This window comes from Spirillospora sp. NPDC046719 (assembly GCF_040645715.1).
Lineage (GTDB): Bacteria > Actinomycetota > Actinomycetes > Streptosporangiales > Streptosporangiaceae > Spirillospora.
The window spans coordinates 1-13,831 of sequence record NZ_JBEYYT010000005.1 but is presented as its reverse complement, the minus strand read 5'-3'; the positions used below and the strand labels follow the sequence as shown (position 1 = coordinate 13,831).

The 13,831-nt window shown below is 72.5% G+C and carries 14 protein-coding genes and 1 pseudogene; 8 read left to right on the top strand and 7 right to left on the bottom strand.

The features are described from left to right. Positions 1 to 71: 71 nt before the first annotated feature. Positions 72 to 431, bottom strand: a complete 360-nt coding sequence (locus ABZ914_RS01935) for an anti-sigma factor antagonist (RefSeq protein WP_190851876.1) — start codon at positions 429 to 431, stop codon at positions 72 to 74. 351 nt (positions 432 to 782) lie between these two features. On the opposite strand from ABZ914_RS01935, the gene ABZ914_RS01930 reads away from it, so the two are divergent. Further along, positions 783 to 4,973, top strand: a complete 4,191-nt coding sequence (locus tag ABZ914_RS01930) for a SpoIIE family protein phosphatase (RefSeq protein ID WP_500190998.1) — start codon at positions 783 to 785, stop codon at positions 4,971 to 4,973. Next, positions 4,970 to 5,287 carry an STAS domain-containing protein gene (locus ABZ914_RS01925; RefSeq protein WP_433136972.1) on the top strand — a complete coding sequence of 106 codons (318 nt, stop codon included), beginning with the start codon at positions 4,970 to 4,972 and terminating at the stop codon, positions 5,285 to 5,287. The genes ABZ914_RS01930 and ABZ914_RS01925 overlap by 4 nt, the downstream gene beginning before the upstream one ends. A gap of 166 nt (positions 5,288 to 5,453) precedes the next feature. Here the strand turns inward: ABZ914_RS01925 and ABZ914_RS01920 are convergent. Together ABZ914_RS01920 and ABZ914_RS01915 are read right to left on the bottom strand one after the other, a co-directional pair. Next, positions 5,454 to 5,897, bottom strand: a pseudogene (locus ABZ914_RS01920) (VC0807 family protein); the annotation flags it as partial. Between the two features lie 9 nt (positions 5,898 to 5,906). Next, the gene (locus tag ABZ914_RS01915; RefSeq protein WP_500190996.1) at positions 5,907 to 6,392 is read right to left on the bottom strand and encodes a MarR family winged helix-turn-helix transcriptional regulator; all 486 of its coding nucleotides are present in this window, start codon (positions 6,390 to 6,392) and stop codon (positions 5,907 to 5,909) included. Positions 6,393 to 6,436: 44 nt separating this feature from the next. Here ABZ914_RS01915 and ABZ914_RS01910 point away from each other — a divergent pair, with 44 nt between their 5' ends. Together ABZ914_RS01910 and ABZ914_RS01905 are read left to right on the top strand one after the other, a co-directional pair. Next, positions 6,437 to 6,643, top strand: a complete 207-nt coding sequence (locus tag ABZ914_RS01910; RefSeq protein WP_500190995.1) for a hypothetical protein — start codon at positions 6,437 to 6,439, stop codon at positions 6,641 to 6,643. A 99-nt stretch (positions 6,644 to 6,742) separates the two neighbouring features. Beyond that, positions 6,743 to 6,973, top strand: coding sequence for a hypervirulence associated TUDOR domain-containing protein (locus tag ABZ914_RS01905; protein ID WP_500190994.1), 231 nt, complete (start codon positions 6,743 to 6,745; stop codon positions 6,971 to 6,973). A gap of 41 nt (positions 6,974 to 7,014) precedes the next feature. On the opposite strand, the gene ABZ914_RS01900 is transcribed toward ABZ914_RS01905, so the two are convergent. From ABZ914_RS01900 to ABZ914_RS01890, 3 genes are all read right to left on the bottom strand, one after another. Beyond that, a complete protein-coding gene (locus tag ABZ914_RS01900) occupies positions 7,015 to 7,599 on the bottom strand; it encodes a carotenoid biosynthesis protein (protein WP_500190992.1) in 585 nt (194 codons plus the stop codon). 195 nt (positions 7,600 to 7,794) lie between these two features. Further along, on the bottom strand, positions 7,795 to 9,087 hold the full coding sequence (locus ABZ914_RS01895) for a cryptochrome/photolyase family protein (protein ID WP_500190991.1): 1,293 nt from the start codon (positions 9,085 to 9,087) through the stop codon (positions 7,795 to 7,797). Between the two features lie 77 nt (positions 9,088 to 9,164). After that, the gene (locus tag ABZ914_RS01890) at positions 9,165 to 9,611 is read right to left on the bottom strand and encodes a TspO/MBR family protein (protein WP_500190989.1); all 447 of its coding nucleotides are present in this window, start codon (positions 9,609 to 9,611) and stop codon (positions 9,165 to 9,167) included. A gap of 182 nt (positions 9,612 to 9,793) precedes the next feature. On the opposite strand from ABZ914_RS01890, the gene ABZ914_RS01885 reads away from it, so the two are divergent. After that, on the top strand, positions 9,794 to 10,768 hold the full coding sequence (locus ABZ914_RS01885) for a YbgA family protein (protein ID WP_500190987.1): 975 nt from the start codon (positions 9,794 to 9,796) through the stop codon (positions 10,766 to 10,768). A 17-nt stretch (positions 10,769 to 10,785) separates the two neighbouring features. Here ABZ914_RS01885 and ABZ914_RS01880 read toward each other — a convergent pair whose 3' ends face one another. Next, entirely contained in the window at positions 10,786 to 11,343 is a 558-nt protein-coding gene (locus ABZ914_RS01880) for a dihydrofolate reductase family protein (protein WP_387020344.1), read from the bottom strand. Positions 11,344 to 11,541: 198 nt separating this feature from the next. Here ABZ914_RS01880 and ABZ914_RS01875 point away from each other — a divergent pair, with 198 nt between their 5' ends. From ABZ914_RS01875 to ABZ914_RS01865, 3 genes are all read left to right on the top strand, one after another. After that, on the top strand, positions 11,542 to 12,159 hold the full coding sequence (locus tag ABZ914_RS01875) for a hypothetical protein (RefSeq protein ID WP_500190985.1): 618 nt from the start codon (positions 11,542 to 11,544) through the stop codon (positions 12,157 to 12,159). A 256-nt stretch (positions 12,160 to 12,415) separates the two neighbouring features. Then, on the top strand, positions 12,416 to 13,333 hold the full coding sequence (locus ABZ914_RS01870) for a hypothetical protein (RefSeq protein ID WP_500190984.1): 918 nt from the start codon (positions 12,416 to 12,418) through the stop codon (positions 13,331 to 13,333). A gap of 6 nt (positions 13,334 to 13,339) precedes the next feature. Next, a complete protein-coding gene (locus ABZ914_RS01865; protein WP_500190982.1) occupies positions 13,340 to 13,801 on the top strand; it encodes an Rv0361 family membrane protein in 462 nt (153 codons plus the stop codon). The last annotated feature ends 30 nt before the right edge of the window (positions 13,802 to 13,831 follow it).

The window sequence follows — 13,831 nt, the reverse complement described above, 5'->3', positions numbered from 1 at the left end:
TACTCGGCGTGACAAGGCGGCGCGAGTCGGTGCCTTCGGTGGTGCCGGTGCCTTCGGTGGTGCCGGCCGCGTCAGGGCCGGCGCAGCGCCTCGACGGCCTCGTCGGGATCGGGATAGAACGAGAAGGCCTGGTCGAGACCGAGGATCCGGAACATCTGGAGGAGGTCGGGGTTCAGTCCCGCGAACAGGATCCGGCTCTCCGCCGCCTGGGCGCGGCGATAGCCGGCGACGAGCACGGTGACGCCCGTGGAGTCGCAATAGGCCAGCCCCGACAGGTCGAGGACGACGCCGCCGCCCGCCGCGAACGTCACCGACTCCAGTGCCTCGCGCAAGCGGGGGGAGGTGTGGAAGTCGAGGTCTCCCGCGACGCGCAGAACGGGGTGCTCCGACCCTTCGGCGGGGAGGGTGACGGTGAGGCCTTGCTTGGTCACCGAGGGGGCTCCTCTACGGACGGTGCTGGGCGTGCGGGCGCGGAGAAGGCCGGTGGTGTACCGGCGTCAGAACTCGGGACCTGTTCCGTGAGCAGTGTATGGATATTCGCCGGCAGACCGTCCACCCCCGTACAGTCCGGAGCGGGCAGGGGAGAGCGGCCGGGTTCCGCCGACTCGCCCACCGCGATCCGGATCGACCTCGCGTTAGTTCGGTAAACGACACCGCTTTACCCTATTTTTGGGGTACTTATCACTGGGGCTGCGACCGTGATGGACGGCGCGAGGCGCACGGGGCGCCGCGCCTCGGGCAAGCGGGGGAACCGCGGCGGTTCATTCGAGCGAGAGGACGCGGTGACGCTTTCCGGGGGCGCGGGACCCGAGGACTCCGGGCGCGAGGCGCGGTCGGCGCCCGGCGCCGGCGTGTTCTCGGCGGACGGCGAGCTCGGCCGGGACCTCGCCGCGGTCGACTGGGCGGCGACCCCGCTCGGGCCGCCGGACGGCTGGCCGCAGAGCCTGCGGACGGCGATCGACATCCTGCTGTCGTCCCGGTTCTCGATGTGGATGGCCTGGGGGCCGGAGCTCACGTTCTTCTGCAACTCCGCCTACCGGCGCGACACGCTCGGACGCAAGTACCCGTGGGCGCTGGGGCGCCCGGCCCGCGAGGTGTGGGCGGAGATCTGGGACGACATCGGCCCCCGCATCGACAGCGTGCTCCGCATGGGAGGGGCCACCTGGGACGAGGCGCTGCTGCTCTTCCTGGAACGGTCGGGATACCCCGAGGAGACGTACCACACCTTCTCCTACAGCCCCCTGCGCGACGACACGGGGCGCGTGGTCGGGATGCTGTGCGTGGTGAACGAGGAGACCGAGCGCGTCATCGGCGAGCGCCGGATGACGACGCTGCGGAACCTGGGATCCGATCCCAGCGTGGTCCGCACCGAGGAGGAGACGCTGGCCTTCGCGCACCGGCAGCTGGGCCTCAACCGCAAGGACCTCCCGTTCACGCTGACCTACCTGCTCGGCGACGGGACGGCGCGGCTCGCGGGGACGGCCGGCATCGACGAGGGGCATCCGGCGGCTCCCGCCGAGATCCCGCTCGACGAGCGGGACGGGGTCTGGCCCGCCGCGGTGCCGGCCCGGGGACGACCGGTGCTGGTGCGGCTCGACGACCACGGTCTCGGGGCGCTGCCGTCCGGCGACTGGACCCGGCCGCCCAGCCGGGCGCTGGCGGTTCCGATACTGCGGCAGGGGGACGCGCCCTACGGGTTCCTCGTGGCCGGGCTGAACCCGTACCGGCCGCTGGACGATGCGTACCGCGGCTTCGTGGAACTGGTGGCGGGGCACGTCGCGGCGGGGATCGACGGCGCCCGCAGCTACCAGGCGCAGCGGCGCCGCGCCGAGGAACTGGCCGAACTCGATCGCGCGAAGACCACCTTCTTCTCCAACATCAGCCATGAGTTCCGCACCCCGCTGACCCTGATCACGGGTCCCGTGCAGGAGCTGCGCGCCCGGCTGGAAGGCGCCGACGAGCGGGTGCGGCAGGAGCTGGACGCCGTCCACCGCAACGGGCTCCGCCTGGGCAGGCTCGTCAACACCCTGCTGGACTTCTCCCGCATCGAGGCCGGCCGGATGCAGGCGCGCTACGAGCCGGTCGACCTGCCCGCGGTCACCACCGAGCTGGCCAGCGTCTTCCGGTCCGCCGTCGACCGGGCCGGCCTGGACTTCGCCGTCGAGTGCGAGCCGCTTCCCGGACCGGTCCACGTCGACCGCGACATGTGGGAGAAGGTGATCTTGAACCTGCTCGGCAACGCGCTGAAGTTCACCTTCGAGGGGTCGATCCGGGTCGGGGTGCGCGCGGCGGACGGGAAGGCCGAGGTGACGGTGGCCGACACCGGCGTCGGCGTGCCGGCGGAGGAGATGCCGCGCCTGTTCGAGCGGTTCCACCGCGCCGAGAACGCCCGCTCCCGCTCCAACGAGGGCAGCGGGATCGGCCTGGCCCTCGTCAAGGAACTCGTCGGCCTGCACGGCGGCACCATCACCGCCGCCGGCCGCGAGGGCGAGGGCACCACCTTCACCATCCGGCTGCCCTTCGGAACCGCCCACCTGCCCGCCGACGCCGTCGCGCCGCCCGGCCGCCCCACGGCGGTGTCGGGGACCGCCGACCCGTACGTCCAGGAGGCGCTGCGGTGGCTTCCCGCCGAGCCGGACGGCGACGGGGACGGCGTCCCCGCCGGCACGGCGGACACCGGCCCGGACCCGGCCTCCGCCGCCGCGCCCGGTACGCCGGCGAGGGTGCTCGTCGCCGACGACAACGCCGACATGCGGGAGTACCTCACCCGGCTGCTGCGCGGCGCCGGCTACGCCGTCAGCGCGGTCGCCGACGGCCGCGCCGCCCTGGAGGCGGCCCGCGAGGGCGCCTTCGACATGGTGGTCAGCGATGTGATGATGCCCCGCCTCGACGGGCTGGAGCTCGTCGCGGCCCTGCGCGGCGACCGCCGCACCGCGTCGGTGCCGGTCCTGCTGCTGTCGGCCCGCGCCGGGCAGGAGGCGTCGATCGACGGGCTGCGGGCGGGCGCCGACGACTACCTGGTCAAGCCGTTCACCGCCGCCGAACTGCTGGCCCGGGTGCGGGCCAGCGTGGAGCTGGCGCGGCTGCGCGACCACCATGTCCGCTGGCGCACGGCGCTGGTGGACTCGCTGCAGGAGGCGTTCTTCGTCTGCGACGAGGACGGCGCCGTCATCGAGATCAACGCCGCGTTCACCGACCTCCTCGGCTACGGCACCGCGGGGCTGCCCTATCCGCCCCTGCAGCCCTGGTGGCCGGACGAGAGCACCGATCCCGAGGCGCACCGCCTCGTCGCGGACGCCTTCGCCGACCTGCTCGAAGGGGAGCGGGGCGGCTGCACCGTCCCGGTCACCCACCGCGACGGGCACCGGGTCTGGGTCAGCGCCGCGTTCACCTACGTCCGCGATCCCGAGACCGGGCGGCGCGTCATCGTGGGCACCTTCCGGGACGTCACGGCCGACCGGTACGCCATCCAGCGCGAGAGCGCCCAGGTGGCCCTCGGCATGCGCCTCGCCGAGGCCGTCAGCCTGCCCGACGCCCTGGCCGGCGCGCTGGAGGAGCTGCGGGACCAGTGGCGCGCCGACCGGGCGCTGGCCGTCCTCGTCACCGGCGGCGCCCCCGAACTGACGTCCACCGACGCGGAGCTGACCTGGGAGGCGCTGCCCGAGAAGCGTCGCGCCGAGCTGCTCGCGCTGCGGGAGCACCCGACGCTCACGCCCGTCGCCGAGCACCCCACCGCCATCACCCTCGAACATCCCCGCGGCACCCTCGTCATCTGGCTCGAACTGAGCGAAGGGCGCCCCTTCACCGACCAGGACCGGCTGCTGCTGACCCTCCTGGCGGCGCATCTCGCCCAGGGGCTGTCGCGCGCCCACCAGATCGACCAGCAGCGCGAGACCGCCCTCGCGCTGCAGCGCGCCATCCTCGGCCCGTCCGAACTGCCCGCCGGGTTCGCCGTCCGCTACGAGCCCGCCGCGCAGCCGCTCGAGGTCGGCGGCGACTGGTACGACACCTTCGCCCTTCCCGACGGCCGCATCGGCATCATCGTGGGCGACTGCGTCGGCCGGGGACTGGAGGCGGCCACCGTCATGGGCCAGCTGCGCAGCGCCTGCCGTGCCCTGCTGCTGCAGGACGCCAGCCCCGCGCGGACCCTCACGGCCCTCGACCGGTTCGCCGGAGAAGTCCCCGGCGCCCACTGCTCCACCGTCTTCTGCGGCGTCCTCGATCCCGCGACCGGCGCCCTCACCTACTCCAGCGCGGGGCACCCGCCCGCCATCCTCGCGCTGCCCGACGGCACGACCCGGCTGCTGGAGGGCGGAAGGTCCGTCCCGATCGCCGTCTCCCTGGGCGGCGCCCGGTCCGACGCCGAGACGACCATCCCCGCACGGGCGACCGTCCTGCTGTACACCGACGGGCTCGTAGAACGGCGCCGCAGGTCCCTGACCGAGGGCATCGAACGGGCGGGCCGGGCCGTCCAGGACTTCCGCGAGCACGGGATCGACGATCTCGCCTCCCGGATCATGGCGAGACTCGCCCCGCCGGACGGCTACGACGACGACGTCGCGCTGATGCTGTACCGGCATCCGGCCCCGCTGGACGTGACCTTCCCCGCCGAGTCCTCGCAGCTCGCGCCCATCCGGGACGCGCTGCGCGGCTGGCTCGCCCAGTGCCGGATACCGCGCCGCACCGCCCAGGGCTTCCTGGTCGCCGCGGGAGAGGCCTGCGCGAACGCCGTCGAGCACGGCCGCCCCGGCGCCGGCGCCGACGTGCCCACGATCCGGTTGCGGGCCGAGGCGCTCGTCGACCAGCTCCACCTCACCGTCACCGACACCGGCCGCTGGAAGCCGCCTCGCCCGGGGACGGGCCGCGACCGGGGACGCGGCACCACTCTCATGCGCGCGCTGACGCAGCGGCTCACGATCACGCCCGGGCCCACCGGCACCACCGTCAAGATGCACACCCGGATTGGCTCATGACCACACCTCTCACGCTCACGACCGTCCACCGGCCGGACGGGACCCCGCTCGTGACGGCCTCCGGCGAGATCGACATGAGCAACAGCGACGCCCTCGCCGCCGCCCTGGACGCCGCGCGCCGCGACGGGGGCCGCCTCGTCCTGGACATCACCGCCGTCGAGTACCTCGACAGCGCCGGGCTGAGCGTCCTGTTCGCCCGCGCCGGGCTTCTCGAACTGATCGCCCCGCCGCTCCTGGAGCCCGTGCTGACCGTCTCCGGCCTGCGCGAACTGGCCACCGTGCGCTTCGCACCGGCGGGCGCGGACGACTCCTGAGCCCCCGCCACAGGCTCCGGCCCCATCTCCAGAATCGGCACTGATCATCGGCTGTCCGCGTTCCTGGTGAGACGCGCCCGGTCAGCGGTGCCGGCGGCGGCCGGGGCCCGGTCGCCGGAGGACAGGGCGGCCTCTTCGGCGTCGACGATCCGATCCCGATCCCCACGAACGAGCTGAGGCGGACGCGGATGCGGCGGAACTCGGCCGAGCGGTCCCAGACCGCCGCGTACGCGCGGGCGCGCACGGGGTCGCCCTTGGTGGCCATCGGCTCGGCCGCGGGGTAGGTGATCGGGCGCCCGGCCGCGCCGGAGGCCAGCAGCGCCCCTCCGCCGATCGCGAGGTAGAGCGCGGCGCGAGCGAGGACGAGGCGCGGGCTGTCGGTGGCCAGGGCGAGCCCGACCGAGAGGCCCAGTTCCGCGCAGACCAGGGCACCCAGCAGGTCGACGCGGCGCCTGCGGACGCTGTTGACGGCCGTGGTGACGCCGGCCGCCGAGCCGGCGACGGAGAGCGCCCAGACGTCGTCCATGCCCAGGGCGTGCAACAGGAAGTAGCCGGCGGTCGGGACCACCAGGTCGAGCAGCAGGGGGAGGAGGGTGGCGAGACGCTTCAACGGTGTTCCTTAGGCGCTTCTCCAGCCGGGGGCGCTGGGAGGGGGCTCTTTCTCGTTGACGGCCTGCGCGGAGGCGCGGAACTTCTCCAGCAGGCGGGCCAGTTCCGTGACCTCCTCGTCGGTCCAGTCCGCGACGAAGGACGCGAAACGGGCCTTGCCCTGCCGGGTGAGCCGGTCGACCGTCTCGCGCCCGGCGTCGGTGAGGGTCAGGATCGACGCCCGCCGGTCGGCGGGATCGGGGCCCGCGGTGACGTACCCGGCCCGGGTCAGCGTCCGCAGTTGGTGGGTGACGGCCGAGCGGTGCACCTCGAGCCGGTCGGCGATCTGCGAAGGGCGCACGCCCCCGGAGGGATCGTCCCGCTGGGCCGCGCCGATGACCTGAAGGACGGCGAGCGCCGCGGCGTCGGGGATCGCCCTGCGTGCGCGCCGCATGTTCTCCAAGACCGCGAACAGGGCCTCGGTCAGGCGCGTGACTCCCTCTTCGCGTGGTGGCATGGCCGCACCCTACATATAGTTGATTTAGTAAATCAACTACCTGGATGGGCATGCCGGTGGTGCCCGAGCCGACCGGCCGGGTGGCGGCCTTCGGCGGGAAGCTCGCCGAGCGCGAGCGGGACGGGTTCGTCTTCTCGCTGAGGCCGTCGCTGCTGACCCTCCCGGAGATCTTCCGCGAGCTGGGCGTCGCGCGCGAGCTGGTGGAGCTGGACGAGCCGTGCCGCTACCGCTACCTGCACAGGCGCGCCTGAAGCGGATTTTTGGCCGCCGTGCAGCGTTCCGATGGCGGCCGCTCCCGGCGTTGCCGCCGCCCATGCCTAGCGCGGCCGGGGGCGGGTACCGCGACGCACATGGGGGACAAGAAGAAGGACCCGGCCGTCGGCGACGAGGTCACCTGGCGCAGCCACGGCTCCACGGCCGAGGGCCGGGTGGAGGAGGAGATCACCGACCGCCGTGAGGAGGCCGGCCGCACCGTCGCGGCCTCGCCCGAAGAACCGCAGTACGCCGTGCGGAGCGAGAAGAGCGGAAAGAAGGCCGTCCACAAGGGCTCGGCGCTGCGCAAGCGAAAGCGCTCTAAGTGAGCAGCGAAGGTCCGGGCGGAGCGTGATCGCGGCCCGCCGCTTCAGGACCTCCTAGCGCCCGTCCCGGTGGCCCGTCGTCGCACGGCCAGCACCGCGGCGGGCACCACGAACGCGCCCATCGCCGTCCCGCCCGTCATCGCCACGACCGGATCGCTCGGCTCGAACACCACCGCGAACGCCAATGCTCCGACCGCCATCCGGCGCACCGGCCGCCGGTCCGGAACCAGAACGGCCGCGACCGAGTGCGCCGCCAGCCCCATCCCGGACCACGCCACCGCGACCGCCACGGGGACACCGCCCACCTGCGGCCGCAGCACCGGCGTGTAGGTGTACCGCCCGAACGGCAGCCGCGTCCGCACACCGATCCGTTCCACGGTGTGCCCCAACGCCATCGCGGTCGCCACCGCGCCGGCCGCCCGCACGGCGCCCCGCCGCGAAGCGGCGAAACAACCGGCCGCCGCTGCGAGCGCACCCACCACCGGGTTGATCCACCGCACCGGCTCTGCACCGACCCCGGACGTCACCTGCGCGGCCACCATCGACGCCAGGAAGCCGGCTCCGGCGACGGCGAACCCGTCCGGTCCCCGCCGCGTGCCCTCTCGCCGCCGATTCCCAGGCCCCACCATCAACTCCACATCCGTGCATCGAGCCGGACAAGTGCGCTCGGCCCCGGGCGGGCGATCGTCCCGGGTGTCCATCGGCCGCCCCGCCCGAGGATCTTTCCGCTCGTCCTGCCGACAAGCGGGCGCCCGCCTCCGGAATCCGGCCGGGCACGGTAACGCGGCGGCAATAGGACGACGACCGGCCACTTGAGGGCGGGATCATTCGGGATCGATGATCGGCGGCGGATAGCCGAGCGCGTGACGGCGGTCGGCGGGCAGGGACCAGGGGCGGTGGACGCGCGACCCCTCGATCTCGGCGAGTTCGGGCACGTACCTGCGGACGTAGTCGCCGCCGCGGTCGAAACGGAACGCCTGGCGCAGCGGTTTCATGACCTGGCTGGGGCGGGTGTTGTTGCCGGTCCCCGCCACCCACTGCCAGTTCCCGGCGTTGTCGGCGACGTCGCCGTCCAGCAGCCAGTCGTTGAAATGGCGCAGCCCATGCCGCCAGTCGATGTCGAGGTTCCGGGTCAGGAACGACGCTGTGATCAGCCGGGCGCGGTTGTGCATGAACCCCTCGGCGTGCAACTGCCGCATCCCCGCGTCGACGATCGGGATGCCGGTCATGCCCTCGCACCAGGCGGCCAAGGCGTCCTCGTCCAGGTTCCAGCGGCGCCCGCGGGGCCGGTAGTCAGCCCGGGGGAGCGCTGGGAAGGCGGCGGCGACCTGGTGGTGGAAGTCGCGCCAGGCGAGCTGGCGCCGGAACCCTTCCGGGCCCGCCTTCGCCGCCTCAAGCGGCGAGACGCAGCCGAACTTCAGGTACGGGCTGAGCCGGGACGTGCGGTCGGCGGCGAGGTCGTCGTGGACGCGGTCGTAGTCGGCGGCGGCCTCGCGCAGCCAGGTCTCCATCCGGCGGCGGCCGGCCCGCTCCCCGCCGTCCGCCAGGTCAGGGGACGGCGTGCCGGGCACCAGGTCGGCCAGGTCCGGGAGCGCCCCGGGTCGGAGCCCGGACGGCAGTGCGATCTTCCTTGGCGTCTTCGCGACCGGCCTGCGGCGGGCGGTGTCCCAGGCCCTCCAGTACGGGGTGAACACCCGGTAGTGGTCGCCGCTCGCGGGGGTGAGGTCCCCGGGCGGGACCACGGTGATGCCCGGATGAGCGGACACCTCGAGCCCGAGGCCGCGGAGCCCGTCGAGACGCCGCGTTCCGTAGGCGGACCGCTCGTCGGCCAGGAACAGCGCCGTCGCGTGCGTCCGCTCCGCCAGCCGGGCGACCTCCGTGACCGGGTCACCGCGCCGCACCACCAGGTCGCCCCCCATCTCCCGGAGTGATGCGCGCAGGTCGGCAAGGCTGTCGAGGAGGAACCGGACGCGGTTGGGCGCGGCGAACGCCCCGCCGAGCAGCACGTCGTCGAAGACGAAGAGCGGGACGACCCGCTCCGCCCGGCATGCGGCCGCCAGCGCCGGATTGTCGCGCACCCGGAGATCACGGGTGAACAGCATGATCGATGTGCTCATCACCGCAATCCTCGGCTCCGCGCCCGCGACAGGTCGGCGTCCCGGCGTGAACGCGCGGCAAAGATTCGGCTGCCGCGTCAGCCCGTGGCCGCGCCTCGCCGGTTGCGGACGGCTATGTCGGCGTTCAGCGCGGTGGCGAAACCGCACCAGGCCGCGTACGGCGCCAGCGCGATGGCCGCCGCGGTGTCGACGCGCGCGGCGCGCCGAAGCAGCTCGGCGTTGCTGACGTCCAGCAGGACCGTCCCCGCCACGCCCGCCTTCGGACTGCGGAGGGCGAAGAACAGATGGTTCCAGGCGGCGTTCAGGGCCAGGTTCGTCCCGACGCTGGCGGCCAGGGCCCGGCGTTCCGCCCCGCGCGCCCTGAGCAGGGCGCGTCCGGCGGCCCAGGCGATCGACGCGTACAGCGGCGTCCACACCGCGCCGAACGCCCACGACGGCGGCTGCCACGGCGGCTTGGACAACGACCGGTACCAGCCGTCACCGGTGTCGACCGCCGTGGCACCGAGCACGGCGGCCGCCGTCACCGCCGCGGTCGTGGCGCCGTAGGTCTTCCATCGCGTGGCCGCCGAAGGCTCTTGCCGCCGTCCCCGGTTCATACGAGCGTGCTTCCCCGGGGCGGCCCGGATGAACGGCGCCGGTGACCGCCCGGCCCGATGGGGGCTGCGCCAGGCGGTTGTCCCAGCGCATCGCGGGCATCTCACTTTGCGTGACCACACCGACGGGGCACCCCCGGCCGCGGCTGGCGGTGTCCAGTTGCCTGCTCGGCGCGCCCGTCCGCTACAACGGCGGCCACAGCCGGAACCGGTTCCTCACCGGAATGCTGTCGCGGCACGTCGACTGGGTGCCGGTCTGCCCGGAGATGGAGATCGGGCTCGCGGCGCCCCGGCCCGCTATGCGGCTGCGCACCGACGGGCACATCGTCACCAAGGACGGCGCGTCCGACCACACCGCGGCCATGACCGCCCTCGCCGAGCGCCGCCTCCCCGACCTGGACGGCGTCGACGGATACATCCTGAAGTCCCGCTCTCCCAGCTGCGGCCTGTCCAACCTGCCCCGGTACGCCGCCGGGGGGCCGGACGAGCGCACCGACGGGCAGCCGGTCGACCGGAAGGGCCGCGGCGTGTTCGCCGCGCTGCTCCTGGACGCCTACCCCGACCTGCCCACCGAGGAGGACGGCCGGCTCAACGATCCCGTGTTGCGCGAGCATTTCATCGAACAGGTCTTCGCTCAGGCTCGGCTGCGGGAGCTCTTCGCCGGCGACTGGCGCCCGCGCGACCTGGTCGCCTTCCACAGCAGGCACAAGTTCCAGCTGCTCGCCCACGCCCCCGACGGTTACCGCGAGACCGGACGCATCGTCGCCCGCGCGGGCGAACGCCCCCAGGACGAACTGGAACGCGACTACCGCCACGCGTTCACCGCCACCCTCGCCATCCGCGCCGGACGCGGCCGCCACACCAACGCGCTCCATCACATCCTCGGCTTCATCACCGACGACCTCGACCCCGCGCGCCGCCACGACATCCTCACCGCCATCGACTCCTACCGGAGAGGGCAGGCGCCACTGAGCGTCCCCATCGCCCTGCTGCGTCACCACGCCAAAGGCGAACATCTCGCCTACATCGCCGAGCAGACCTACCTCGCCCCCTTCCCCGACGACCTCCTCCTCCGCCACAACCTCTGACCGCGCCGAACCGCCCGCTACGCGTCGGCCGGCACGTACACCAGTTCCAGGATCCCGGACGGGAAGGCCGTGCTCTTCACCAAGCGCAGGTTCACGGGCTGATCCAGCTCGGGGAACAGCGGCGCGCCCCTGCCGGTGGCGGCGGGCAGCACCCACAGCCGGTATTCGTCGACGACGCCGAGCTTGATCAGGGAATGCATGAACCGGGTGCCGCCGGCGGCGACGAGGTCCTTGCCGGGCTCGGCCTTGAGCTTGGCGATCTCCTCGGCCGTGTCGCCGCCGGCGATCCGGGTCTCGGGCCAGTCGTCGGCCGATTCCAGCGTGCGGGAGAACACGACCTTGGGGATCTCGTTCATGGCCCTTGCGGACGGGTGGTCGGAGCCCGGCCAGTACCCGGCCATGATCTCGTAGGTGTTGCGGCCCATGAGGAAGGCCCCGGCCTCCCACAGCCGGCGGACGAAGTACTCCTCCTGCTCGGGGTCGTCGATGCTCATCATGACGTCCCGGATCCCGTTGTCCCCGTCAGCGCTCTTACCGTCGAGCGAGACGTAAAAGCCCAGAATCAACTTCCGCATCCGATGCCTCCAAGCACTTCTTCCACGCCGGGACGGGGCGCTGCACGAGCTCGTCACCCCTCAGCGCCCACCGCTCGATCACTCGCAAACTCAGACCGCCGACCTACCGAAAACTCACCGCACCCCGAACCCCCGCCACCTCGCACTGTGGCCCGCGTGGAATCGCCGTGCCAGGCTGACGCCGTGGCTGGTCCCGAGATGAGCGAATCCGATTACCTGCGTGAGATCGAGGCTCGTTGCCGCGCGGTGGTCGAAGCGGCCGCCGGCGAGGGGTGGCTCACCTACGGTGAGGCAGTCGAGGAGACGACCGGACTCCGCAGGGCCGTGAACGAGTTGGCGCGGACGCTTTGGCACTACCACTACCAAGGTGACGGCTGCCTGGACGAGGAGGCCGGTCGGCCGAGGATGCGTTTGGTGGGAGTCGTCATGCTGCGTCCGGGCGCCATGCCGTTCGGGATGGACGACGATTACGAGACGGCCTGTCAGCGGCTCAACGTGGATCCGCGCCCGGAAGGGTGGGCGGTCTGGAACACGTGGAGCGAACAGGGGCTACCGGTGTCGCTCGTGATGACCGATCTCGACGGTACAGAGGGACTCCTCATCAACTGGGCACACGGAATTCACGCCTATCCGGTGACCCCCGTTCCGAGCCGGATCGTCCATGTGCATCAAGGTTGGACAGCGCCGATGACGGTCTCACCGAGAGCGCGAAGGCACCTGGGTGTGGATGGCCTGCCCCTCGGGGCCGAGTCGGCGCGTCGCCTTGAGGAGTTGAGCCGAGAAGACGTCGGTGAAAGCGGCGATACCCCCTCATGATCTGAGGTCGCGACTCGGCAAGACGACCCCGGGCGCCCATCGCGGCACGCGGTTCTCCTATTCATCGGCCCCTCGGTGCAGCGCTCGAAACCGGCCGCGCCGCCGGCCGTCCCTCTCAACGCATGCCCCTCGCTCGGGCTGCTCATCGTCCACCTGATCCGGGCGGCTGCGTCACCGGATGTTCATCGAGGGGGTCGAACCTTCATATAGACACTGGCGTCTATATGAGTATGGTTGCCCCACAGGACGAGGAAGCATGATGCGGACTCCACGGCGGATCGCCGGACTCCTGGCCACCCTGCCCCTGGCCGCCCTCCTGACGGCCACGGGGTCGTCGCAGGCGCTGGCCGACCCCGCCTACCAGGAACTGTGCGCCGGCCCGGTCGCCGAACTCCAGGCGATCCAGGCGCGCATCCGAGAGCACAACGCCCGTCCCCACACCGGCCCCTACAGCGCGGCGGCCGCCGCCTACGACTCCGAGGCGGCCACCTTGAGAAGCGAACAGAACCGCGCCCTCTCGCGGCTCATGGCCTGCGAGCGGAGTCTCGACCAGATGCAGGCCAGGTATCCGAAGTCGACCATCATGAGCCCGTCGGCGGACGACGTCACCAAGATCGAGACGGCGCTCAAGAAGGTGACCGACGCGGAGAAGCGGGCCGCCACGCGCTGGAACGCCAAGACCTACGACTACCTCAAGTACGGGCAGGGAAAGGCCGGGATGACCAAGCGGGTCGACCGGCGGCCCGCCAAGCTCCCGCCGTCCGTCTACAGCGTGTACAAGGCGCTCGACCAGACGCGCCCCACGTTCCCCAAGACCGCCTACCTGCAAGGGGTGCAGGCGCCGAAGGCGGGGACGCCGGACCCCGCGTACCCGCCTTCGAGCGGGCGGGTGGTCAACAGCACGCACATGGACCACATCGTCCCGCTGCGGCGGCTCGTCTCCATGCGCGACTTCCTGAAACTGACTCCCGGCAACATGTACATCGTCGCGAACTCGCCCGCCAACGGCCAATGGCTCTCCGGCTCGGCGAACCTCTCCAAGGGCTCGGGAAGCGCGGCGCTCACCTCCGGTACCTCGCCCGCGTGGCGGCAGCAGCAGGCCCAGCTCCGGCAGAAGGCCGAAACCGAACTCCAGGAACTCATCGACGCGCTGCTCAAGAGCCAGAGGAGCTGATCCGCGATGTACGAACAGATCCAGTACCCGGGCCCGCCGCTCCCGCCTCCGCACGGCCGGCGGCGCCGCCGGTTCGTCCTGCTCGCCGGAGCGCTCACCGCGCTCGCGGTGTTCGCCGGAGCCGCCGTCTACGGCGTCCACTGGTGGACGCACCGGGACGAGAGGCGGGTCAGCGGCGCGGTGACGGACTTCGCGCACGCGGTCGACCGGGAGGACTCGGCCACGGCGCTCGGCCTGATGTGCGCCGAGGAGGAGCAGAGCGCGGTCGAGTCCGGGGCCTCCACGACCGACCACGGCCTCGGCTCCCGTTACGAACGGCCGGTGAAGACGTCCGACATCAAGATCTCCGGTGACGTGGCCCGGGTGCGGCTGACGCGCCCCTCGCAGCAGCCCGCAACGCTCTACCTGCGCAAAGAGGGCGGGACCTGGAAGATGTGCGACCCGGAGCGGCAGAGTCGGCCGCAGTGACCCCGCCCCCCGCCGGACCGGCTCGCGGGC

What these genes read in the sequence shown, in the direction of transcription:
- ABZ914_RS01870 (WP_500190984.1), top strand. Translation starts at nt 12,416, where the DNA reads ATGATGCGGACTCCACGGCGGATCGCCGGACTCCTGGCCACCCTGCCC.
- ABZ914_RS01880 (WP_387020344.1), bottom strand. Translation starts at nt 11,343, where the DNA reads ATGCGGAAGTTGATTCTGGGCTTTTACGTCTCGCTCGACGGTAAGAGC.
- ABZ914_RS01915 (WP_500190996.1), bottom strand. Translation starts at nt 6,392, where the DNA reads ATGCCACCACGCGAAGAGGGAGTCACGCGCCTGACCGAGGCCCTGTTC.
- ABZ914_RS01910 (WP_500190995.1), top strand. Translation starts at nt 6,437, where the DNA reads ATGGGCATGCCGGTGGTGCCCGAGCCGACCGGCCGGGTGGCGGCCTTC.
- ABZ914_RS01925 (WP_433136972.1), top strand. Translation starts at nt 4,970, where the DNA reads ATGACCACACCTCTCACGCTCACGACCGTCCACCGGCCGGACGGGACC.
- ABZ914_RS01905 (WP_500190994.1), top strand. Translation starts at nt 6,743, where the DNA reads ATGGGGGACAAGAAGAAGGACCCGGCCGTCGGCGACGAGGTCACCTGG.
- ABZ914_RS01865 (WP_500190982.1), top strand. Translation starts at nt 13,340, where the DNA reads ATGTACGAACAGATCCAGTACCCGGGCCCGCCGCTCCCGCCTCCGCAC.
- ABZ914_RS01900 (WP_500190992.1), bottom strand. Translation starts at nt 7,599, where the DNA reads ATGGTGGGGCCTGGGAATCGGCGGCGAGAGGGCACGCGGCGGGGACCG.
- ABZ914_RS01895 (WP_500190991.1), bottom strand. Translation starts at nt 9,087, where the DNA reads ATGAGCACATCGATCATGCTGTTCACCCGTGATCTCCGGGTGCGCGAC.
- ABZ914_RS01875 (WP_500190985.1), top strand. Translation starts at nt 11,542, where the DNA reads ATGAGCGAATCCGATTACCTGCGTGAGATCGAGGCTCGTTGCCGCGCG.